General features: G+C 64.3%; 19 protein-coding genes. 8 read left to right on the forward strand and 11 right to left on the reverse strand.

Annotation, left to right across the window (positions count from 1 at the left end):
* Positions 1 to 3: 3 nt before the first annotated feature.
* The 3 genes from U9R80_RS14560 to U9R80_RS14570 form a co-directional block, all read right to left on the reverse strand.
* The gene (locus U9R80_RS14560) at positions 4 to 1,347 is read right to left on the reverse strand and encodes a hypothetical protein (protein ID WP_442964976.1); all 1,344 of its coding nucleotides are present in this window, start codon (positions 1,345 to 1,347) and stop codon (positions 4 to 6) included.
* Between the two features lie 301 nt (positions 1,348 to 1,648).
* Entirely contained in the window at positions 1,649 to 2,326 is a 678-nt protein-coding gene (locus tag U9R80_RS14565; RefSeq protein WP_301837569.1) for a TetR/AcrR family transcriptional regulator, read from the reverse strand.
* Positions 2,327 to 2,329: 3 nt separating this feature from the next.
* Positions 2,330 to 4,300: an alkyl/aryl-sulfatase gene (locus U9R80_RS14570; RefSeq protein WP_301837568.1), complete on the reverse strand. Its 1,971-nt coding sequence runs from the start codon at positions 4,298 to 4,300 to the stop codon at positions 2,330 to 2,332.
* Between the two features lie 197 nt (positions 4,301 to 4,497).
* On the opposite strand from U9R80_RS14570, the gene U9R80_RS14575 reads away from it, so the two are divergent.
* The 7 genes from U9R80_RS14575 to U9R80_RS14605 all read left to right on the forward strand — a co-directional run bounded on the left by U9R80_RS14575 (position 4,498) and on the right by U9R80_RS14605 (position 13,148).
* A complete protein-coding gene (locus U9R80_RS14575; protein ID WP_301837567.1) occupies positions 4,498 to 5,544 on the forward strand; it encodes a LacI family DNA-binding transcriptional regulator in 1,047 nt (348 codons plus the stop codon).
* A gap of 47 nt (positions 5,545 to 5,591) precedes the next feature.
* Positions 5,592 to 6,896, forward strand: coding sequence for an MFS transporter (locus U9R80_RS14580; protein WP_301837566.1), 1,305 nt, complete (start codon positions 5,592 to 5,594; stop codon positions 6,894 to 6,896).
* A gap of 34 nt (positions 6,897 to 6,930) precedes the next feature.
* The gene (hisD, locus tag U9R80_RS14585) at positions 6,931 to 8,214 is read left to right on the forward strand and encodes a histidinol dehydrogenase (protein WP_301837565.1); all 1,284 of its coding nucleotides are present in this window, start codon (positions 6,931 to 6,933) and stop codon (positions 8,212 to 8,214) included.
* Positions 8,215 to 8,217: 3 nt separating this feature from the next.
* Entirely contained in the window at positions 8,218 to 8,658 is a 441-nt protein-coding gene (locus U9R80_RS14590; protein ID WP_301837564.1) for an acyl-CoA thioesterase, read from the forward strand.
* Positions 8,655 to 9,557, forward strand: a complete 903-nt coding sequence (locus U9R80_RS14595) for an SDR family oxidoreductase (protein ID WP_301837563.1) — start codon at positions 8,655 to 8,657, stop codon at positions 9,555 to 9,557. The genes U9R80_RS14590 and U9R80_RS14595 overlap by 4 nt, the downstream gene beginning before the upstream one ends.
* 43 nt (positions 9,558 to 9,600) lie before the next feature.
* Positions 9,601 to 11,199 carry an arylsulfatase gene (locus U9R80_RS14600; RefSeq protein ID WP_301837562.1) on the forward strand — a complete coding sequence of 533 codons (1,599 nt, stop codon included), beginning with the start codon at positions 9,601 to 9,603 and terminating at the stop codon, positions 11,197 to 11,199.
* Between the two features lie 764 nt (positions 11,200 to 11,963).
* The gene (locus tag U9R80_RS14605) at positions 11,964 to 13,148 is read left to right on the forward strand and encodes an acetyl-CoA C-acyltransferase (protein ID WP_301837561.1); all 1,185 of its coding nucleotides are present in this window, start codon (positions 11,964 to 11,966) and stop codon (positions 13,146 to 13,148) included.
* A 49-nt stretch (positions 13,149 to 13,197) separates the two neighbouring features.
* Here the strand turns inward: U9R80_RS14605 and U9R80_RS14610 are convergent, their stop codons facing one another.
* The 7 genes from U9R80_RS14610 to U9R80_RS14640 all read right to left on the reverse strand — a co-directional run bounded on the left by U9R80_RS14610 (position 13,198) and on the right by U9R80_RS14640 (position 20,312).
* The gene (locus tag U9R80_RS14610) at positions 13,198 to 14,745 is read right to left on the reverse strand and encodes an HAL/PAL/TAL family ammonia-lyase (RefSeq protein ID WP_301837560.1); all 1,548 of its coding nucleotides are present in this window, start codon (positions 14,743 to 14,745) and stop codon (positions 13,198 to 13,200) included.
* A 95-nt stretch (positions 14,746 to 14,840) separates the two neighbouring features.
* A complete protein-coding gene (locus U9R80_RS14615) occupies positions 14,841 to 15,611 on the reverse strand; it encodes an ABC transporter ATP-binding protein (RefSeq protein WP_301837559.1) in 771 nt (256 codons plus the stop codon).
* A 5-nt stretch (positions 15,612 to 15,616) separates the two neighbouring features.
* Complete coding sequence (locus U9R80_RS14620; RefSeq protein WP_301837558.1) at positions 15,617 to 16,354, reverse strand: ABC transporter permease; 738 nt, start codon at positions 16,352 to 16,354, stop codon at positions 15,617 to 15,619.
* Positions 16,355 to 16,366: 12 nt separating this feature from the next.
* Positions 16,367 to 17,068, reverse strand: a complete 702-nt coding sequence (locus U9R80_RS14625) for an ABC transporter permease (protein ID WP_301837557.1) — start codon at positions 17,066 to 17,068, stop codon at positions 16,367 to 16,369.
* A gap of 100 nt (positions 17,069 to 17,168) precedes the next feature.
* On the reverse strand, positions 17,169 to 18,020 hold the full coding sequence (locus tag U9R80_RS14630) for a transporter substrate-binding domain-containing protein (protein ID WP_301837556.1): 852 nt from the start codon (positions 18,018 to 18,020) through the stop codon (positions 17,169 to 17,171).
* Between the two features lie 128 nt (positions 18,021 to 18,148).
* On the reverse strand, positions 18,149 to 19,255 hold the full coding sequence (locus U9R80_RS14635) for an FAD-binding oxidoreductase (RefSeq protein WP_301837555.1): 1,107 nt from the start codon (positions 19,253 to 19,255) through the stop codon (positions 18,149 to 18,151).
* Positions 19,248 to 20,312 carry an aromatic ring-hydroxylating dioxygenase subunit alpha gene (locus U9R80_RS14640; RefSeq protein ID WP_301837554.1) on the reverse strand — a complete coding sequence of 355 codons (1,065 nt, stop codon included), beginning with the start codon at positions 20,310 to 20,312 and terminating at the stop codon, positions 19,248 to 19,250. The genes U9R80_RS14635 and U9R80_RS14640 overlap by 8 nt, the downstream gene beginning before the upstream one ends.
* 153 nt (positions 20,313 to 20,465) lie before the next feature.
* Here U9R80_RS14640 and U9R80_RS14645 point away from each other — a divergent pair, with 153 nt between their 5' ends.
* Positions 20,466 to 21,398: a LysR substrate-binding domain-containing protein gene (locus U9R80_RS14645; protein WP_301837553.1), complete on the forward strand. Its 933-nt coding sequence runs from the start codon at positions 20,466 to 20,468 to the stop codon at positions 21,396 to 21,398.
* 45 nt (positions 21,399 to 21,443) lie between these two features.
* Here U9R80_RS14645 and U9R80_RS14650 read toward each other — a convergent pair whose 3' ends face one another.
* Positions 21,444 to 22,466 carry a YeiH family protein gene (locus tag U9R80_RS14650; RefSeq protein WP_301837552.1) on the reverse strand — a complete coding sequence of 341 codons (1,023 nt, stop codon included), beginning with the start codon at positions 22,464 to 22,466 and terminating at the stop codon, positions 21,444 to 21,446.
* Positions 22,467 to 22,480: the final 14 nt, after the last annotated feature.

Below are 22,480 nucleotides of genomic sequence, written 5' to 3' on the forward strand. Positions count from 1 at the left end.
GGCTCAGGCCTCCAGGGTGTTGAGGAAGTCCATCGCTTCGCGATGGGACTGTTCGGATGCAGCGCAGGTGATCTTGTCGTCCCCGCCGTTCTTTTCGCTGTAGCGCTGGATGGCCCCGACCGCGTAGCGGCTGTGGCGTCCGCAACCGCAGGGCTGGTCCCACTCGATGGTGACTTCGTCGCCGCTGATAAAGCCGCCCCAGTGGATTTCGGCCCCCAGGTCGAAGAACGCGGCACGGCCTGTCTGGCGCCCCTGCCGTGGCAGCGGCTTGCTGGTGTCGGGGTCGAGCAGGAATGGGATCGCGGTGTGCGAGAAGTGGTAGTTGCCGTTTTCACAGCGCATGGCCGAGCCACTGACCACTTCCGACATGGCATAGGACTCGTGCAGGGTCTTAACGCCAATGAAGCGCATGACGTCTTCGCGCCAGTTCTCCGGCGGCACCACGCCCTTGGCGCCGCCGGTGGTGACGATGTAGGAATCGGCATCGAACACGCCTTCCAGGCCACGTTCCAGCCCGGCCTTGGCCATGTTGTGCAGCAGGTTCCAGGTACCGCCGATGTACACGCGCTTGCCCTTCAGGCGGGTGGCGATGTCATCGAAGAAGGCCGCCAGGTGCTGGGGCATCTCGGCCTGTTGCTGGTCGAAGGTCTTTTTCTTGGCCAGCAGTTCAGGCGCGATCACCAGGCGATCCAGCGTGCCATTGGCGTGCGCCGCGCGCAGCCTTGCGCCCAGGCGCAGTACGTCGCTGGAGAGGGTCGTTGGATAGGCCGGATGAAAGTGCGAGGGATCGGGCAGCAGCACCCGAACCAGCGAGCCGATACCGCGCAGGTGGCTCAGGTAGCCTTTGCGGTAGTACGGGTAGGCGGTGTGCAGGTCCGGGTCCGGGGTATCGGCGCCGGTCATGTTCCAGGCGTACAGCTTGCGCACCTGGGAGGCCTTGTCGAACTCACGGACACTGCACGGCAGGAACGACAGCGTCCCGGAGGTGCCCGAGGTGTGGCACAGGCACAGTTCAGGGATTGCGCTGTCCATGGTCTCGAACCAGTCGTCCAGGCCCTTGCAGGCGCTGACATCGACGGCGGCGATCTTTTCCGCCAGTTCCGGGGTGACCAGCTTGCCCAGCCATTTGTTGATGGCGGCGAAGTTGTTCTTTTCCAGCAGCGATGGCGGATAGGACTTGAACATCGTGTGCTCGAACAGCAGCGGCACCACGTCATCCAGCGTCTCGATGTGCTCGATGCCTTCGGCGTCTGCCAGCTTTTTGAGCACCGCGATACGGTCGCGCATTTGCGCAAACCGACGTTTCAAGCCAGCCAGTTGCAGTTCGTCGATCTGCGCCAAGGGCATGTGCTTCCAGTTCTGCAGGTTATGCCCGACCAAGGCCACTGGGTCGGTGAGCAGCAGCTCGACCTGCGCTTGTGTTGTTGTTTTCACTGGACCGTCTCCTGGAATGTGCTCGATCGCGCCTGGGCCGGATGCCGGTGTGGGTGGCGCGATCACCTGGCCGTCGATGGGTAACGGCCTTGTTGGCACCGCCAGTTTAGGGCCCTTGGCGGCAAAACCATTTCCGGATTCCGCCCCCTGAAACTCAACACTAATCCATTGGTTTTATTGGCTATTTTTGCTTTTGACGGATCACACCAGGGCGCTATTCCGCATCCGCCGTGGTCAGCAGTGCATGGAGCATGCGCGCCAGCATCCGCACGGTGTCGTCCTGCAGCAGGTAGTCCGGTCTTTCGATCAGTAGCGCACGGGGTAGCGCGGTGACGGCCTGGTAGGCGAGAAACCCCGCCTTGTCGCGATCGCGCACCAGCACCTGGTCGGAGAAGCGTTGCACCAGTGCAGGAATCACCATCGAAATCCAGAAGCGCTCCGGCTTGACGATCTCCAGGCGCACCAGTTCGCCGTAGTAGGCAGCCTTGATGCTCAATTGCGAGTCGATCTGCAACCAGCGGTGCAAGGCTGCAAGCCCGGTGCGCAAGACCATTTCGATGCCGTCATACAGGGTTGCCGACGCCGGCAGCGCATGGATGCTGGCGATCATCTGCAGGCGCCCATCGGCGCGGTAGTCGTCGAAAATGGCGCCGATCAGCGATTCGATGGTGGGGAAATACTCGTAGATGGAACTGATCGCCACGCCCGAATAGTCGGAAAGTCGATAGATCGACAGCGCCTCGCGCCCTTCCCGCTCGAGGATCTCCCGCCCGGCGGTTTTCAAGGCATCGACCAGGGCCACCGAGCGTGCCTGCTTCGGTTGCTTGCGCGGCCTGGCCGGCAGTTCCACCAGCACGTTGTCGGGGCCGCGCAGCTCATCGGTACGGGCCATGGCTCAGGGCGTCACAATATTGAAGGTCGGCTGGAAGCTGGCCAGCATGCCGAGCATCGCCTTGAAGCGTTGTGCATCCCCTTCGAGCTTGATATCCCCCTGCTTGAACGCCGTCGGGAAATCCAGCTGGCGCAGGCTGATGCGGTCCATCACATCCTTGCTCATGGTCACCGTGGCATCGGCCTGGGCATGACTGGCGCGCTCGCGGTAGGTCAATACACCGTTGCGCAGGGTCAGGGCAAAGTGCTGGTCGAGGTCACTGAAGTTCCAGTTCACGGTCATGTCGTGGCCCTGGGCCTTGTCCGAGTCCATGCGCACGGCCAGCACATCCATGAACATTGCCGGGGTCGCCGCCCGGATCAGGTCGGAGGTGGCCTGGGGCGCCTGCTGTGGCTGGACCTGACGCAACTCCTGGGCACCGGTCAGGTACATGTTGCGCCAGATCGCCGACTCGCTGCGGTAACCCAGCTGCTCCAGCGCATCGGCCTGGGCCTGGCGGGCGCGCGGGTTGCCGGGCTCGGCGAACACCAGGTGGTTGCCCAGCTGCGCCGCCCAGCGGTAATCGCCTCTGTCCATCGCCGCCTGCATCTGCGCCAGCACCTTGTCGGCCCCGCCCATCGCTTGCACATAGTGCTTGCCGGCCTCGACCGGGGGCAGCGGATCGAGGTTGGCCGGGTTGGCGTCATAGAACCCCAGGTAGCGTTGATACACCGCCCGGCTGTTGAAGCTCAGGGTGCCGTAGTAGCCCCGGGCGTACCATTTCTGGTCAAGCTGGCCGGGCAGCTTCTTCATCGCGTCGGCGATTTCCAGCGGGGTCATGCCCTGGTTCAGCAGGTGCAAGGTGCGGTTGTTGATGAAGGCGTACATGTCGCGCTGGTCGGCCAGCAGGGTGCGGATGCCTTCACTGCCCCAGGTCGGCCAGTTGTGCTGGGCGAACATCACCTGGGCCTTGTCGCCATAGCGAACCAGACTGTCGTCGAGGAACTGCCCCCAGGCCTTGGCATCGCGCACTTGCGCGCCACGCGGGGTCAGCACGTTGTGCATCGACATCACCGCGTTTTCAGACATGCACAGCGCCTGCATCTGCGGCAGGTACACGTTCATTTCCGCCGGTGCCTCGGTGCCCGGGGTGAGCTGGAACTCGAACTGCACGCCGGCAATCACCTGTTTTTGCAGCGGTTGCACAATCAGATCGGTCGGTGCAATCAGGCTGATGGTACCGCCCACCCCGGCGGCCTTGCCGATGCCGGTATCCACTTGTCCGTGCTCGTTCCTGGGCACGGCCCCGCCGCTCTGGTACGCGCCGCGGCGGAACATGGCCGTGCCTGCCAGCACGTTTTCCTGGATCGCGTGCTCCATGAAGCCTTCCGGGGCGTAGATGCGCACCTTCCCCGCCTTGACCTCGGCCTCGTCGACCACACCGCGTACCCCACCGAAGTGGTCCACATGGCTATGGCTATAGATCACCGCCACCACCGGCTTGCGCGGGCGGTGCTGGTAATACAGCTCAAGGCCGGCCTTCGCCGTCTCGGTCATGTACAGCGGGTCGATGATGATCAGGCCGTCGTCACCTTCGATGACGGTCATGTTCGCCAGGTCAATGCCGCGAACCTGGTAGATCTTCTCGGTGACCTGGAACAGACCGGCATTGGCATTCAGCTGCGCCATGCGCCACAGGCTGGGATTGACCGAGTCCGGGGCGTCCTGCTGGTTGAGAAAGTCGTACTGGTGGGTGTTCCACACCGGCTTGCCCGCGGCATTTTTGATCTCGCCTTCGAAGGCGGCCACCAGCCCGCGGCGGGCGGCCTCGAAGTCGGCGCGATCCTGGAACGGCAGTTGATCGAGCACGGCGTGGTTGAGGGCTGCGGTGCTCGGGCTCGCGGCCTTGACATGGGTGCTTTCACCGTCCTGCGCCCAGGCCGGGCCGCCAGCCAGGGTGATGGCCGTGACAAGAACCGCCAGGGAATTGCGCATATCGACTCCTTTTATGTGGAACCTGTCCACTGATGATGTGCTGGCAAGCCTTGCTCGCCCTGTTGAACAGGCTATGCGCACGGCTGCCCACCCTCCCCCCTCTCTTCGGGGGGAGTTGCCTGGGCGCTGCGTCGATAGCATCTGGCTCATGAGTGCACACGATTGCACAGGTTTGAACAACGGCCGGAGCGAACCCCATGAAGCACCCCAGCACTGCCCAGGATTGCGCTGCCCAGCCAGGCTGTGCGCCTGTGGTGCGTGTCACCGCCAGGGACCTGGCACAGCGCATCGGGGTCGCCACCTCCACGGTCACCCGTGCCTTCGATGCGCAGTCGCGCATCTCGGCCGGCCTGCGCGCACGCATCCTGGCCATGGCCGACGAGCTGGGCTACCGGCCCAATGCCATCGCCCGCTCCTTGAACCTGCGCAAGACCGGCATCGTCGCGGTGGTGGTCGGCGACATGGCCAACCCCTTCTACCCCGCGCTGCTTGAAGAATTCTCCCGACAATTGCGCCAGACAGGGCGGCAACTGCTGCTCTTCGTGGTGCCGCCCGGCAGCGATGCCGACGACCTGATGCCGCAACTGCTGCAGTACCAGGTCGACGCCATTGCCGTGACGGCGGCCAAGCTGTCTTCACACATGGCCCGGCTGTGCGCCCGCCAGGGTGTCGCCGTGGTGTTCATCAACCGCCGGGTGCAGGACGAGACGGTCTGGTCGGTGTGCTGCGACAACGAGCGCATGGCGGCCGAAGTGGCCGACTATCTGCTGGGACAGCGGCGCCAGGCCTGCGCCTTCGTGTCCGGCGATTCGAGCATCTCCACCACGGCAGACCGCCTGCGCGGCTTCGAGCGCGGGCTGGCCGCGCAGGGTCAACGCTTGGTCGCCTGCGTCGAAGGTGGATACACCTATGAAGGCGGACGCGAGGCGGCGGCCCAGCTGTTCGGCGCCGGCAAAGCCGGCATCGATGCGGTGTTCTGCGCCAACGACGTCATGGCCCTGGGCGTACTCGGCTACCTGCGCATGAACACGTCCTTGCGCGTGCCCGAGGACGTCGCGGTGGTCGGTTTCGACGACATCCGCGCGGCGGCCTGGCCGGAAAACGGCCTGACCACCGTGCACCAGCCCCTGAGCCAGATGATCGCCTGCGCCATCGGCCTGCTCAGCGAAGGGCGCCCCGCCACCGGCCTTGCCCCGGCGCTGCACGAGGTGCCGGGGCGACTGATCATTCGCTCCACGGCCTGACCGGGCAACCCCTGCAATCTCACAACGACAACAACAAGGAGACAGCCATGAACGCCACAGCGTCCTGCAACGATCGTGCGATGTATCGAAAAATCACCTGGCGCATCATGCCGATGTTGCTGGTGGCCTATGTCGTGGCGTTTCTCGACCGGATCAACATCGGCTACGCCCAATTGCAGATGAAGGAAACCCTGGCCTTCAGCGATGCGGTCTATGCCCTGGGTGCGGGGGTGTTCTTCATTGGCTACCTGCTGTTCGAGGTGCCCAGCAACCTGATGCTGGAGAGAATCGGCGTGCGCAAGACACTGCTGCGCATCATGGTCTGCTGGGGCATCGTCGCCATGGCCATGATGTTCGTGCAGACGCCCACACAGTTCTACGTGCTGCGTTTTCTGCTCGGCGCCTTCGAGGCCGGCTTCACCCCCGGCGCGCTGCTTTACCTGACCTTCTGGTACCCACCGGCCCGGCGCGCGGGGATGATCGGCATATTCCTGCTCGGGGCGATCTTTGCCAGCCTGATCGCCGGGCCGCTGTCCGGCGCCATCATGACCTTTCTCGATGGGCTTTATGGCTGGCATGGCTGGCAGTGGCTGTTCCTGGTCCAGGGCCTGCCCGCACCGCTGCTGGGGCTGCTGGCCTGGCGCGTGCTGGTCGACCGTCCCGAGCAGGCGAGCTGGCTGAGCGACGCAGAAAAGGCCCGGCTGCGCCAGCAGCTGGACGCCGAACGCCAGTCCTCGACCAAGGCCGGCCATGCCTCCCTGCGCGACCTGCTGGGCGATGCCAAGGTCTGGGCGTTGGCGCTGGTCTATGTGTTGATGGTGGCGGGCACCTATGCCATGGCCTTCTGGATTCCGACCCTGATCAAAAGCTGGGGCGTCACCGATCTCATGGACCTCGGCCTGTACGCCACCCTGCCGCAGCTGTGCGCCATGGTCGGGGTGATCCTGCTCGGGCGCAGTTCGGACCGCTACCGCGAACGCCGCTGGCACTTCACCGCCGGCGCCCTGCTGGCCGCCTGCGGTCTGTCGGTGATCGCCCTGGGCCAGGGCCAGCTCGGTATCTCGCTGGTCGGCCTGTGCCTGGCCATGTCGGGTATTGCCGCTGTGCCGCCGGTGTTCTTCGCCCTGCTTTCCGAATACCTGCCCCGCGCTTCGGTGGCGGTGGGCATCGCCCTGGTCAGCAGCATCGGCAACCTGGGCGGGGCAATCATTCCCTCGCTGACCAGCGCCATCAATACCGCCAGCGGCGGCACGACCTACAGCCTGCTGTTGGTGGTGGGCCTGTACCTGCTGGCCAGTCTGATCATTGTGCTGGCGTCCCGCCGGCCGGCAGCGGTTCTCCAATCCGCCTGAAGCACTCTTCCCTGAAACCCAAAGGACAGATCCCGTGATCCAACAACTCAAGAAAGGTCAATCGGCCCAGGCCAAGGCCAGCAATCAAGCCCAGGTGCGCGCCACCGTGGAAGGCATCCTCGCCGACATCGAGCAACGCGGTGACGCCGCGGTGCGCGAGTACTCCGAGAAATTCGACAACTGGGCGCCGCAAGACATGCGCCTGAGCCAGGAACAGATCGACGCGTGCATCGCCAGCCTGTCCCCGCAGACGCTCGACGACATCAAGTTCGCCCAGGCCCAGATTCGCCGCTTCGCCCAGATCCAGAAAGAGTCGATGCACGATGTCGAGGTCGAAACGCTGCCGGGCGTGGTGCTGGGCCATCGCAACATTCCGGTCAACTCGGTAGGTTGCTATATCCCCGGCGGCAAGTACCCGCTGATTGCCAGCGCCCACATGAGCGTGCTCACCGCCAAGGTTGCCGGCGTCAAGCGCGTGATCGCCAGCGCACCGCCGTTCGAGGGCCGGCCGTGCCCCGAAATCGTTGCCGCCATGCACCTGGCCGGCGCGGACGAGATCTACTGCCTGGGCGGCGTTCAGGCCGTGGCTGCCATGGCCATCGGCACCCAGAGCATCGCCGGGGTCGACATGATCGTCGGCCCGGGCAATGCCTATGTCGCCGAGGCCAAGCGCCAGCTGTTCGGCCGCGTGGGAATCGACCTGTTCGCCGGCCCGACCGAAACCCTGGTGATCTGCGATGACAGCGTGGATGCCGAACTGGTCGCCGTCGACTTGCTCGGCCAGGCCGAACACGGCCCCACCTCCCCGGCCTATTGCGTGACCACCAGCAAGAAGATCGCCGAAGAACTGCCGGCCGCGATCGACCGGGTGCTGTCGCGCCTGGACACCGCGCCGGTGGCCAGCGTGGCCTGGAACGACTTCGGCGAGATCTACCTGTGCGACAGCGACGAAGAAGCCCTGGAAGTCGCCGAGCGCCTGTGTTCCGAACACGTGCAGGTCATGACCACCGACCCTGCCTGGTACCACGATCGCATGACCCGCTACGGCGCCCTGTTCCTGGGCCACCGCACCAATGTCAGCTATGGCGACAAGGTCATCGGCACCAACCACACGCTGCCGACCATGGGCGCTGGGCGCTACACCGGCGGGCTGTGGGTCGGCAAGTTCATCAAGACCCACACCTACCAGCGCGTACTGACCGATCAGGCCAGCGTGATGATTGGCGAGTACTGCTCCCGGCTGTGCGGCTACGAGCATATGTCCGGCCACAAGGAGCAGGCGGATATCCGCGTGCGCCGTTTCAAGCAGGAGGCCTGAAGCATGGGCAAGCCCGTACCGCATGCACGTGACGACTACCGCTACCTGCGCGACATCACCACCCGCTGGATGGACAACGACGTCTACGGTCACGTCAACAACGTCATCTACTACAGCTGGTTCGACACCGTGGTCAACGGCTGGCTGCTGGAGCAGCAGTTGCTCGACTTCGAGCAGTGCCCCACGGTCGGCCTGGTGGTCGACACCCATTGCAGCTACTTCTCCTCCATCGCCTTCCCCGACCTGGTGCGCGCCGGCCTGCGCGTGGCGTCACTGGGCACCTCAAGCGTGCGCTACGAGGTCGGGCTGTTCGCCAACGACAACAACCAGGCCTCGGCCCAGGGCCACTTCGTGCATGTCTACGTCGACCGCGAGACCCGCCGCCCGGTGCCGCTGCCCGCGCAACTGCGCCGTGCGCTGGAACACCTTGAGGTAGCACCATGAACGACTTCAACGGCCGCGTGGCCGTGATCACCGGCGCCGCCTCCGGCCTGGGCAAGGCCTTTGCCGAAAAGGCTGCCGCGCTGGGCATGAAACTGGTGCTGGCCGACATCCAGGCCGAGGCGCTTGATGCCGTTGTCGCCGAGCTGCGAGCCCGCGGTGCTTCGGTGACAGGCCTGCGCACCGACGTTTCGCAGTCCGCCCAGGTGCAGGCCCTGGCCGACGCGGCACTGGCGCAGTTCGGTGCCGTACACCTGCTGTTCAACAATGCCGGGGTACTCGCCGGCGGCCTGGTGTGGGAGAACAGCGAAAAGGACTGGGACTGGCTGCTGGGTGTGAACGTGCGCAGCGTAATCCATGGCGTACGCATCTTCACCCCGCTGATGCTGGCCGCCGCTGCGCAGGACCCGGACTACGAAGGGCATATCATCAACACCGCCTCCATGGCCGGGTTGCTCAACGCACCGACCCTGGGCGCCTACAACCTCACCAAACAGGCGGTGGTGTCGCTCAGCGAGACGCTCTACCACGACCTCACCCTGGTGACCGCGCAGGTGCATTGTTCGGTGTTGTGCCCGTTCTTCGTGCCGACCGGCATCAGCCTAAGCGCCCGCAACCGTCCCAGTGAGTTGGCCAACAGCGACGCACCGACACGTTCCCAGGCAGTGGCCCAGGCGCAGAACCAGGAGGCCACCGGCGCGGCCAAGGTCAGCAGCGAGCAGATCGCCGAGCTGACCTTCGCGGCGATCAGTCAGCGCCGCTTCTACATCTATTCGCACCCCCACGCCATGTCGTCTGTGCGCGAGCGTTTCGACGCGATTGTCGAGCAACGCAACCCACCCGACCCCTATGCGAGCAAACCCGCGTTGCGGGCTCAGTTGGTCGAGCGTTTACGCGCCTGACGCCCCTGGCCCGGCATTCACATTCAAGATGAGGAGACCGTTCATGATCGAGTGCATCAAGCGACTGGCCCTGGCTGGCATGGCCGTCGCCGCGCTGGCCGCACCGCTGGCACAGGCCCAGCCGGCCAAACCCAATATCCTGGTGATCTGGGGCGACGACATCGGCTGGCAGAACGTGAGTGCCTATGGCATGGGCACCATGGGCTACACCACGCCCAACATCGACCAGATCGGCATGCAAGGCATCCGCTTTACCGATCACTACGGGCAACCGTCCTGCACGGCCGGCCGCGCGGCGTTCATTACCGGGCAGTACCCGATTCGCTCCGGGCTGACCACCGTGGGCCTGCCGGGCGACAAGCTCGGCTTGCAGGCCGCCTCGCCGAGCCTGGCCGAGGTGTTGAAACAGGCCGGTTACCGCACCGGCCAGTTTGGCAAGAACCACCTGGGCGACAACAACCCCAACCTGCCGACGGTGCACGGCTTCGATGAATTCTTCGGCAACCTGTACCACCTCAACACCGAGGAGCAGAGTGAGTACACCGATTACCAGAACTTCGCCAAACAGTACCCCGGCGGCCCCAAGGCCTACGCCGAGAAATTCGCCACCCGGGGTGTGCTGCACAGCTTTGCCAGCGAAAGGGACGATCCAACGGTCGACCCACGTTTCGGCGTGGTCGGCAAGCAGACCATCAAGGACAGCGGCCCGCTGACCACCCAGCGGATGGAAGATTTCGACGGCGCGGAGGTGATCCCCCATGCGCTGGACTTCATGCGCAGGGCAAAAAGCGCCGACAAGCCGTTCTTCGTCTGGCTCAACACCAGCCGCATGCACCTGTACACCCATCTCAACGAAAAATGGCAACACGCCGCCGCCCAGTACACCCACGAGGACGACACCCAGGGCAGCGGCATGATGCAGCACGACCACGACATCGGTCAGGTGCTCGATTTCCTCAAGGCGAACGGCCTGGATGAAAACACCATCGTCTGGTACTCCACCGACAATGGTCCGGAGCACTCCTCCTGGCCGCACGGTGCGACGACACCGTTTCGCGGCGAGAAGATGACCACCTACGAAGGTGGCGTGCGCGTGCCGTCCCTGTTGCGCTGGCCCGGCACCGTCAAGCCTGGCCAGATCAAGAACGGCATCCAGGCGCACCAGGACATGTTCACCACCCTGGCCGCGGCGGCGGGCGTGCCGGATGTGGTCGAGCGCATGAAAGTGGAAAAAAAGCAGTACATCGACGGCATCAACAACCTCGACTACTGGACCGGCAAGGCCCCGCAAAGCGCGCGGACCAGCCTGCTCTACTACATAGAGAGCAAACTGACCGCCGTACGCATGGGCCCCTGGAAGCTGCACTTCTCGACCAAGGAAGACTACTACGCCCCGATCAAGCCGCTGTTCGCGCCGCTGATGTTCAACCTGCGCAGCGACCCGTTCGAGAGCTATGACAGCAACGATTCCTACGGCCACATGATCCAGAAATCGTCGTGGATCTCCGCGCCGATGAGCGAACTGATCGCGGCGCACCTCAAATCCCTGGCCCAGTACCCGCCGGTGCAGACGGCCAAGTCGTTCGACCGCTCGAACCTGGTGCAGGACTTTCTCAAGAGCCAGCAAAAACCGGCCCCCTGAGTACAGAAGCGGGCTCGATCTGTAGGAGCGGGCTCGGTGGGAGCGGGCTTGCCCCGCGATGAGTGTCCTGAGCCATGCACATCCAGGCGCAACAGCGAAGCGGGATTACTGGCTGGCATGGGTCTTTCGGCAAGATTCAAGATCCATCGCGGGGCAAGCCCGCTCCTACATTTCGAGCTCGGTGGGAGCGGGCTTGCCCCGCGATGAGTGCCCTGAGTCATGCACATCCAGGCGCAACAGCGAAGCGGGATCACCGGCAGGCATGGGTCTTTCGGCACGATTCAAGATCCATCGCGGGGCAAGCCCGCTCCTACATTTCGAGCTCGGTGGGAGCGGGCTTGCCCCGCGATGAGGCCCTGAGTCATGCATATCCAGGCGCAACCGCGAAGCGGGATCACCGGCAGGCATGGGTCTTTCGGCAAGATTCAAGATCCATCGCGGGGCAAGCCCGCTCCCACATTTCGGGCTCGGTGGGAGCGGGCTTGCCCCGCGACGAGGCCCTGAGTCATGCACATCCAGGCGCAACAGCAAAGCGGGATCACCGGCAGGCATGGGTCTTTCGGCAAGATTCAAGATCCATCGCGGGGCAAGCCCGCTCCTACAGATTGGGCTCGGAAGGGGCCGGCGGCCTCACCACATCAAATGGATAAGCCCACAACACCAACCCAACCCAACCCAACCCAACCAAAAATCATCACCCCCGAAATTCCCAGAAGAACCTTTCCCAAACAGGGCCAAATCTTCCAGCAACCAGGAGCACCACCATGAAAGAAGCCGTCATCCTTTCCACCGCCCGTACACCCATCGGCAAAGCCTTTCGCGGCGCCTTCAACATCACCACCGCACCGACCCTGGCCAGCTTCGCGATACGCGCCGCAGTCGAACGCGCCGGCATCGAAGCCAGTGAAATCGACGACCTGGTGATGGGCACCGGCATGCCGGCAGGCACCGCCGGCTGGAACCTGGGCCGCATGAGCGCCCTGGCCTCCGGCCTGCCGCTGAGCGTCAGCGGCCAGACCCTCGACCGCCAATGCGCGTCAGGGCTGATGGCCATCGCCACCGCCGCCAAGCAAATCATGGTCGACGGCATGCACGTGACCCTGGGCGCGGGCCAGGAACACATCAGCCTGGTACAGAACCGCCACATGGAATGGGTCGGCAGCCAGCACGACGACAGCGTCCTGCGCAATGTGCCGCAGGCCTACATGCCAATGCTGCACACAGCGGAACTGGTCGCCAAACGCTACGGCATCAGCCGCGAAGCCCAGGACCTCTACAGCCTGCAATCGCAACAGCGCACCGCTGCTGCCCAGCAGGCAGGTGTGTTCAGCCATGAAATCGTCCCGGTCAGCGTGACCCGGCAGGTGGTCGACAAGGCCAGTGGCGCGGTCAGCCATGAACAGGTCAGCCTGAGTCTCGACGAAGGCAACCGCCCACAGACCCAGCTTGAAGACCTGAGCAAACTCAAACCGGTGATCGAAGGTGGCTGCATCACCGCAGGCAATGCCAGCCAGCTATCGGATGGCGCCAGCGCCTGCGTATTGATGGACGCGCGCCTGGCCGAACAGCGCAATCTGCAACCGCTGGGCCTGTACCGGGGCATCGCGGTGGCGGGCCTGGCGCCGGAAGAAATGGGCATTGGCCCAGTACTGGCCGTACCAAAGCTGCTGAAGCAGCATGGCTTGAAGGTCGACGATATCGGCCTCTGGGAGCTCAACGAAGCCTTTGCCTGCCAGGTGCTTTACTGCCGGGACACACTGGGCATCGACAACGACCGGCTCAATGTCAACGGCGGCGCGATTTCAATCGGTCACCCGTACGGCATGAGCGGTGCGCGCATGGTCGGGCATGCCTTGCTGGAAGGTAAACGCCGTGGCGTGAAGTACGTGGTGGTGACCATGTGCGTCGGCGGTGGCATGGGTGCGGCCGGTTTGTTCGAGGTGTTTTGAGGGTCGCTCCGAGCAGCCGGCCCGGTGCGTCCACCGGGCCGGTGCGCAATCACTGGTTGGCCAGCACGCGGTCTACCACGGCGAGCACTTCGCCCCCGCGCAGTTGCTCGGTTACCGCGACGATATCGGGGTAGAACGCGCGGTCTTCATCGGCCACCGGCACGCGGCTGCGCACCAGGTCATACAGCGCACGGGTGGCGCTGGAGGCCTTGCCCACCTCATGGAAATCCAGGGCCTGGCAGCCGACCAGGATTTCGATGGCCAGCACCGACTCCAGCTTGCGCGACACCTGGTACGCCTTGATCGCCGCGTTGAAGGCAAAACTCACCGGGTCTTCCTGGTTGCCGCAGGTGGAGACACTGTCGATGGTGGACGGGTGCGACAGCACCTTCATCTCCCCCAGCAGCCCGGCGGCGGTGTACTGGATGATCATGTAGCCATTGTTGAGCCCGGGATTGCGTACCAGGAAGGCGGGCATTTCGCTGAAATGCGAATTGACCATGCGGTCGGTACGCCGCTCGGAGATCTTCGCCAGGTTGGTCATCGCGTTGCAGAGCGTGTCGGCCGCCATGCCGATGTAGGAACCATCGAAGTTCGCCCCGGAGATGGCAATACCGTCATCGTCGCTGAGCGGGTAGATCACCGGGTTGTCGCCCGAGGAGCCGATCTCGTTGTCGATGCAGGCCTGGGCGTAGGCGATGAACTGCTTGGAGGCACCGTGCACTTGGGGGATGGCGCGCAGGCTGTAGGTGTCTTGCAGGCGGTAGTCGATGTGCTCCTCGATCATCTGGCTGTCGCCCAGCAACTGCTTGATGTAGCGAGCGGTCTGCGCCTGTGCGGCGTGAGCCTTGACGGAGTGGTAGCGCGGGTCGAAGGCGCGAATGGTGCCCTTGAGTGCCTGCAGGGAAATGGCCGCCGCCACGTCCGCCACCTGGGCGGCCTGGTTGGCGTTGTACTGCGCCAGGGTGGCGATGGCGGTGACCGAGGTGGTGCCGTTGAGCATCGCCAGGCCTTCCTTGCACTGCAGCGCGATCGGTTGCATGCCCACCTGACGCAATGCACTCGCACCGTCCACCCACTCGCCACCGGCGACGCTGGCCTTGCCTTCGCCGATCAGCACCAGCGCCAGGTGCCCTTCGGGGCCGAGGTAACCCACCGAACCTTCGCTGGGGGCAAACGGCACCACGTCGTTGTTGAGCAGCCCGGCGATCTGTTCAAGCAGCGCCATGCGTACGCCAGAGAAGCCCTTGCCCAGGCTGACCAGAATCATCAACTGCACGGCGCGCACCTGCTCGCGGTTCAGTGGCTCGCCCACCGACACGGCGTGGGAACGCACGATGTTCACTTGCAGGGTTTGCGCGTCCTCAGGCGAGATCACATGCCGGACGTTGTCGCCAAAGCCTGTGGTCACGCCATACACCAGGCGGTTTTCGTCGAGGAAGCGTTCGATCAGCCGACGCGAACGTGCAACGCGGGCACGGTATGCATCGGAGAAACTCACCTTTGCGCCATAACGGGCGACGGCAATGAATGCCTCGATGGAGGGCTTGGCATCGTCCAGTACAACGTTGGCGATATCTTGGGGTTGAATGCGCATTGCTGTGCTCTCTCTGCTCAGTGGCTTTTTTCAGGGCGTAGAACGCCTGTCCCGTCATGAAACAGGCGAAAAAATACGTGTGGTTTTTCGGGGTATCAGGCGTGGCTGAGAATGAACCGGCTGAAGCGCTCGCAGTGTTGTTCGTTGAACATCTCCTGCGGGGTGCCCTGGGCTTCGATCAGCCCCTGATTCATGAACACCACGCGGTTGGAAACGTTGCGGGCAAAGCCCATTTCATGGGTGACCACCAGCATGGTCCGGCCCTCCTCGGCGAGCGAACGCATCACCTTGAGCACCTCGCCAACCAGCTCCGGGTCGAGTGCCGAGGTCGGTTCATCGAACAGGATGACCCGCGGGCGCATCGCCAGGGTGCGGGCAATGGCCACCCGCTGTTGCTGGCCCCCGGAGAGGAACGCCGGGTAGTGGTCGCGCTTGTCGGCCATGCCCACTTTCTCCAGCAGTGCCTCGGCTTCGTCGATGCACTCGGCGCGCGGACGCTTCTGTACATGCACCGGGCCTTCGATGACATTCTGCAGCACCGTCATGTGCGACCACAGGCCGAAGCTCTGGAACACCATGCCCAACTCCGGGCGCATGCGATCGACCTGGCGCCGGTTGGCGGGCACCATCAGCTGATGGCGGCCACGCTTGAACGCCACCTGCTCGCCGGCGACATGGATCTCGCCGGCATCGGGAACTTCGAGCAGGTTGATGCAGCGCAGGAAGGTGCTCTTGCCCGAGCCGCTGGCACCGAGTATCGACACCACGTCGCCCTCGTGGGCATCCAGCGAGATGCCCTTGAGCACCTCCAGGTTGCCGAAGGATTTGCGGATGTGTTTTACCTGCAACACTGGATCTGTAGTCATGCCACTTACCCCCTACGTACGCTGAGTGCGTACTTTTTTGTTGTTGGACTCGCGGTGACGGGCTGCCGGGGTGACAACCGCTGTTCGACCCACGCCAGCGTGCGGACAATCAGGAAATTCAGCACCAGGTAGATCAACGCGGCACACAGGAACACCTCAAGCGTGCGGTAGGTTTCAGCGATGATCCGCTGCGCCACGCCGGACACTTCGTAGACCGTGACCAGGCTCGCCAGCGAGGTCGCCTTCATCATCAGGATGATCTCCGTCGAATAGGCCGGCAGGCAGCTGCGCAGGGCGATGGGAATGATGATCCGACGCGCCAGCAACCCGCCCGACATGCCCGCGGCCCGCGCCGCTTCGATTTGCTGGGGCGGCACGGCCAGCAAGCCGCCACGGAAGATCTCCGCCATGTAGCCCGCCGTACACAGCGCCAGGGCAATCACCGCACAACTGAGCGGATCACGCAGCACCGGCCAGAACGGGCTCTGGCGTACCTCTGGAAACTGGCTCAGCCCGTAATAGAGCAAGAACATCTGGATCAGCAGCGGCGAGCCGCGAAACAGGAAGATGTAGCTGCGCGCCAGGTGACGCAGCACCGCGACCTCGCACACCCGCATCCACACCAGCAGCAATGCCAGCAGCGTACCGATGGCGACCGAGGCGGCGAACAGCAGCAGCGTGGTCGGCAGCGCCCGCAGCAGTTGCAGCAGGGTGTCACCGACAAAAGCGATATCTACAGACATGGTTGGCTCCCTTCAGCTGCGAAAGGTTCTGCCCACGCGCAGTTCAGCGCGGGAGAACACCAGGTTGGAAATCCCCGTCAACACCAGGTAGAGCGCGCAGCCGGTCATGAAGAACAACACGAATTGCCCGGTGGAGGCCGCCGCCACGCGGCTGGCGCGCATCAGCTCCACCAGCCCGGTGACCGAGATCAGCGCCGAATCCTTCAGGGTGATCTGCCAGACGCCACCGATGCCCGGCAAGGCAAAACGCAGGATCTGGGGCGCAACGACCCGGCGAAAGCGCAGCATCAGCGGCATGCCGATGGCCTTGGCCGCCTCCAGTTCGCTGCGCGAAACCGCCTGGAACGCCCCGCGATACACCTCGGCCTGATAGGCCCCGGACACCACCCCGACCGCCAGTGCGCCCACCAGGAACGCCGGCATGCTGATAAAACCCTCGGCACCGAACAGCCCGCCCACGCTGCTCACCAAGGCCGAGCCGCCATAGAAAAACAGGTAGATCACCAACAGCTCCGGAATGCCCCGGAATACCGTGGTGTAGCCATCGCCCAGCGCCCGCAGCAGCCCGCTGGGGTGCAGCTTGGCGGCCGCGACGAGTGCGCCGAGCACCGCCCCCACCAGCAACGCCGCCAACGTCACCAGTACCGTCATGAGCGCGGCCATGAGCAGCACGCTGCCCCAGCCTTTTGCGCCGAATCCAATCAAGTCGATCACCGTAGTCCACCTATAACCGTGTCAAAGAGGCGCCGGCCCGCGCGGCTGCGCGAGCGGCCTGTCGGTGCCCGGCGCCGCTGGGACGCCGGGCGACCCGGGGTTATTGGCTGGGGGGTGTGAAGTCGTGCTTGAACCATTTGCGGCTGAGCTGGCTGATCGTCCCGTCTGCAATCAGCGAGTCGATCGCCGCGTCCAGCTTGGCCTTGAGCGCCGCTTCCCCCGGACGAATGCCAAAGGCCTCCCCTTCGCCCCAGATCGGCCCATTGATGGCCGGGCCGACCAGCACCAGCCCGCTGTCGCTGCCGCGTTGCAGTTCCCCGGAGAGAAAGCCGAGGTCCTCGAACACCACGTCGACACGGCCGTTCTTCAGGTCCATCAGCGGCTCGGGCGGGGTCTTGTATTCACGGATGGTCGCCACCTGGCCGAACTGGTCGCGGATGAACTTGCTGTACACGGTGCCGGTGACGATGCCGATCAGCTTGCCCTTGAGGCGCTCGCGCAGCGCCTCCACCGCCGGTGTATCGCGCTCGGGGTTACCCTGCAGTTGCAACGTACCGCTGCCCAGGTCGATGGCGCTGGACTGCAGCGCAATGAACGTGGCCGGGGCCTTGGTGTAGGGGCGGGAGAAGTCGATCACCTTGCGCCGCTCCGGGCTGATCGCCAGGGCATCCATCACCACATCGAACTTGCCGGCCTTGAGCCCCGGGATCAGGCCGTCCCAATCCTGGGCAACGATGGTGCAGCGGGCGTTCATGCGCTCGCACAAGACCTTGGCCATCTCCGGCTCGAAGCCATCGAAAGAGCCATCGGGCAAGGTGCGGTTCCAGGGTTCGTAGACGCCCTCGGTGGCGATCTGGATGCTGTCCCACTCCTTGGCGTGGGTGATCAGCGAGACACTGGTCATCAACAACATCAGCGAGCAGGCGGCGAATCGAGTTTTATTGTTGTTCATCTTTTAATTCTCCGATGCGAAGCACGGTAAGGGGCACGCGAAGCAAGGCGAGTCAGGGTTCGGGCATCAGTCGATAGGCGTCAGGTCTCTGGCGGGTTCATTTTCTGGCCGCGCGGTGCGGGCCACTCTCAATTGTTCAGCGCCAACACCACCGGGGAGGTCGGCCGCGCACAACACAACAACACCTGGCCAGGTTCGGGGGTGATCAGCGGCGCCTCGCTGTACTCGACGCTGCCGCTGAGCAGTGGCGTCAGGCAGCTGTTGCACAGCCCGGCGCGACAACTGAAGGGCGGCGCGAGCCCGGCCTGCTCGGCACAGTCGAGCAGCGAGGGATAGGCGCTATCCCAGGCCACGGACAACCCCGAGGGCTCGAAGCGCACGCTAAGGTCACCGCCGACCGCAGGCACCGGGGCCGCCACAGGGGGCGCAGCCGGGGCTTCGTCTTCATCGAGGATCGTCGCCGGGCCGAAGAACTCGTAGCGAATGCGTGCGCTGTCGATCCCCAGGCCGCGCAGCAGCCGCCAGTTCGCCTGCATGAACGGACGGGGCCCGCACAGGTAGGCGTCGTAGTCGTCGAGGGGCAGCATCGCCTGCAGCGTTTCCCGACTGACCAGCCCGCTGCTGTGGTGGTCAGCACGGCGCACGTCGTCATCGGTCGGCGTCCGGTAGCAGAAGTGCACCACGATCCCGGCGCGCCGGGCGGCCAACGCCAGCACCTCTTCACGCAGGGCATGCACGGCGCCGTTCTCGCAGGCATGGATGAAGTACACCGGCCGCGTGGTACAGGCCAGCCGATGCAGCATGCTCACCATGGGGGTCAGGCCCACCCCGCCGCTGAACAGCAGCACCGGCCGTTCGCTGCTTTCGTCCAGCACGAAGGTGCCCGACGGGCCGGCGATTTCCAGCTGCTCGCCCACCTCCACCGATTGATGCAAGAAGCTCGAGCCCACACCGGCCGGCAGGTCGGGCAAATGCGCCGGCGGCAACTCGTGCTTCACCGAGATACGCAGTTGCGAGGGGTCGCCCGGGTCGCTCGACAGGCTATAGGCACGCAGCACCTGCGGGCCCTCGGCCTGGGGTATGCGAACCACGATGAACTGGCCCGGGCGAAACGCCACACGGCCATCGTCTGCGGCAGGTTCGAGCACGAACGAGGTGATCGACGCGCTTTCTCGCACCTTCCTGGTCACCTGGAAGCGCGCGAAGCCCTTCACGGCGGGAATGGTGTCAAGCATGAGCCTGGACCTCGCGGGTTGCGATCAGGTTGCCGGCGCCTGCCTGTTCTTCGCGTATCAGGCGCTCCATGGCCCGGCGAAAACGCAGCGGGCCGGAGTCGATGGCCAGGTCGATGTTGGCGCTCTGGCGGTTTTTCATGCCGGCGTGCACGGCGGCGAGGATCACCCGGTCCTCCTCGAAGGCCTTGCGCACATCGACGGCGAACTGGCGCGAGACGCTCTCGCTGTCGGCATCGAAGTTGCGCAACTGGAACCAGTAGTAACGGGTGCGGTTTTCGTCGACCGGTGTCATGAAGTTGTAGGAGTCCATCAGGAACGCTTGTTCGTGCACCGGGGCATCGTCGCCACCATGGCCGGCCGGGGTATGGACCCCCTTGATGATGGCGTGCGCCGGGAACCGTACCTCGTAGTACTGCAGGCGATCGCAACGCCCCTCGAACTTCAGGTGCTGCTGATAGAAAGGCGCAACCTCGATGTCGTACAGCCACCGTGACACCACCACGCCATCGCCCTGCTCCACGGTCTGCAACGGCTGGGATTCGCAGGCCGAGGTACCGAAGGAGCTCTGGTGCACCCAGGCGACGTGGGAGGGGTCGAGCAGGTTGTCGGTCATGTACAGGTAGTTACAGTCGATGGTCATCGAGTCGCCACGGTTCACGCCCCAGTTCGGGTCATCCCACTCGGCAATCTCAAGCAGCTTGGCAGGGTCGGCCAGCGCCGCATCGCCCATCCACAGCCAGACCAGGCCGTAGCGCTCCTCTACCGGGTAGCTGCGGACCTTCGCCGCCAGGGGAATGCGCGACACGCACGCGGCCTTCACGCAGGCGCCGGCGCCGTCGAACGTCAGCCCGTGGTAGCCGCACTCGACCACGTCACCCAGCAGGCGCCCCATCGACAGCGGCAATTTGCGGTGCGGGCACGCATCCTCCAGGGCAACCACGGCGCCATCGGTCTTGCGATACAGCACGATGGACTCGCCAAGGAGGGTGGTCGCATGCAGGGCCTGCTTCACTTCGGTATCCCAGGCGGCGGCGTACCAGGCGTTTCTCAAGAACATGGCGTGTAGCTCCTCTTGTTGTTATGCGAAGCGTCGGCTTCTTGAGAAAAAGCCTAAGCGCGAGGCGAACAAAAGAATAGATGTGCTTTTCTGTTGATTAGTTAAGGATTTCTAAACTACAAAGGCACACCTTCCCTCCCTTCGAGAGCACTCATGAGCCACCTGCCCCCGTTACGCGCACTGGAAGTTTTTGAAGCCGTGGGTTTGTGCGGCGGTATCACCCAGGCAGCAAAGCGCCTGGGCATTTCCGCCGGCGCAGTCAGCCAGCAAATGAAGCTTCTGGAAGAGGCCGTGGGCCTTAGCCTGACCGCCAAGGAAGGCCAGCGCCTGCGCCTGAACGCGGCCGGCCAGCGCTTTCATGAAGGGTGCAGCCAGGCCTTCGAGCGCCTGCGCGCGGCCTATGCGGAGCTGGAACGCTCCAAGAATGCGAACAACCTCTACATCAGCGCCCTGCCCTCACTGCTGTCCAAGTGGCTGGCGCCCCGGGTGGCCGACTGGCAGCTGGAGCATCCACAACTGAGCGTCTACCTCGACGGCACCCACACCGAACCTTCGGAGGCGCAGGCCAACGGCGTGGATTTTCGTCTCAGTTACGGAGAAGGCATGCACGATGACCAGCACACCATCGAGCTGTTTCGCGATTGCGTGGTGCCCGCCTGCAGCCCGGCGCTACTGGCGGGCACGGTGGAGCCCCGCGAGTTGCTGGCCCACCCGCTGATCACCATCGACTGGCGACCGAAGTTCGACTCACCGCCGTCCTGGGAGCAGTGGTTTGCCGATGCAGGTGTCGGCGAGGTGACCATCCGCAACTACCGGATCTATTCCCTCTCCTCCATGGCCATACAGGCGGCGATCGAGGAGCAAGGCATCGTCCTGGCGCAGTATTCGATGATCCGCAGGGACCTGGATAGCGGCCGCCTGGTCATTCCGTGCCTGCGTGCGCTGCCCATGCCGGCGGCGTATTACCTGACCTGGAATCAGAACAGTTTTCACCGTAGCCAGTGCCGGACTTTTCAACGCTGGCTGATCAATCAGGGGCGGGATCAGCAAGACGTGACCGACCAACTCCTGAAGCGAAATCAGTGAGCGCGTGGCGCATGCAGAATCATTGCAGGCGCCCCGCTCCGTGTCCTAAAGAACCGTCAGCACACCGCCCACCACCATCAACTGCAGCGTCAAGGCGGCGGCCAGCACCAGCGGTTTGAGCCCTGCCTTGCGCAGGTCGACCAGGCGCGTACTGAAGCCCAGTGCCGCCATGGCCGTGGCCAGCAGCAGATCGTCGAAGCTGATCAACGCTTGATGCAGGCGCTGATCCAGTTCCAGGCACGAGTTGATCAGCATGCAGGCGATAAACCCCAGTACAAACAGCGGCACCTTTACCGCGGCAGCACCGTGCCCGCTGCCGGCCTTGCGGCTCAGCCAGAGGCCCAGGCCCAGCAGAAACGGCGCCAGCAGCAGCACCCGGATCAACTTGGTCACCACGGCGGCCTCGGCGGCTTGCGGGTCCATGGCCTGGGCTGCGGCAACCACCTGAGCCACCTCATGCAGGGTTGCGCCGGTAAAAATGCCGAAGCCATGGCTATCGCCGAACAGGGTCGGCATCACGCTGAACAGCCAGGGGTAGAGCAACATGCCCAGGGTGCCGAACAGCACCACGCAGGCAATCGCAATGGCCACCTGGTCGTTGCGCGCCTTGACCACGCCGGCGCTCGCCAGAATCGCCGCAGCGCCGCAAATGGCGTGGCCGGCGCCGATCAGTACGGCAGTGCCACGCTCCATGCCCAGCACGCGAGTGCCCAGCCAGATGGCCAGGCTGATGGTCGAGAGAATCAGCAACGCATCGGTGATGAACGCCTGGACGCCCAGGGCCTGCACCTGTTGCACGGTCAGGCGAAAGCCATACAGCGCCACGCCCACGCGCAGTACCGGTTGCTTGCACAGCTGAACACCGGCGGCGGCCAGGCGGTGAACGTTGCCAGGCACCAGGTTGCCGACGGTCAGTCCCAGCAGCATTGCCAGGGTCAGGATGCCGATACCGCTGCCGTGCAATACTGGCGAGACGGACAGCCACATGGCCAGTGCTGCCAGGGCCAGGCTGCCGGTGATGCCGGTAAGCAGGCCGAAGGGAAGCTGAGTACGACTGAGAACAAGCATAACGACACCTCGTT

The sequence above is a fragment of the Pseudomonas sp. JQ170C genome (assembly GCF_035581345.1).
Classification (GTDB): Bacteria; Pseudomonadota; Gammaproteobacteria; order Pseudomonadales; family Pseudomonadaceae; genus Aquipseudomonas.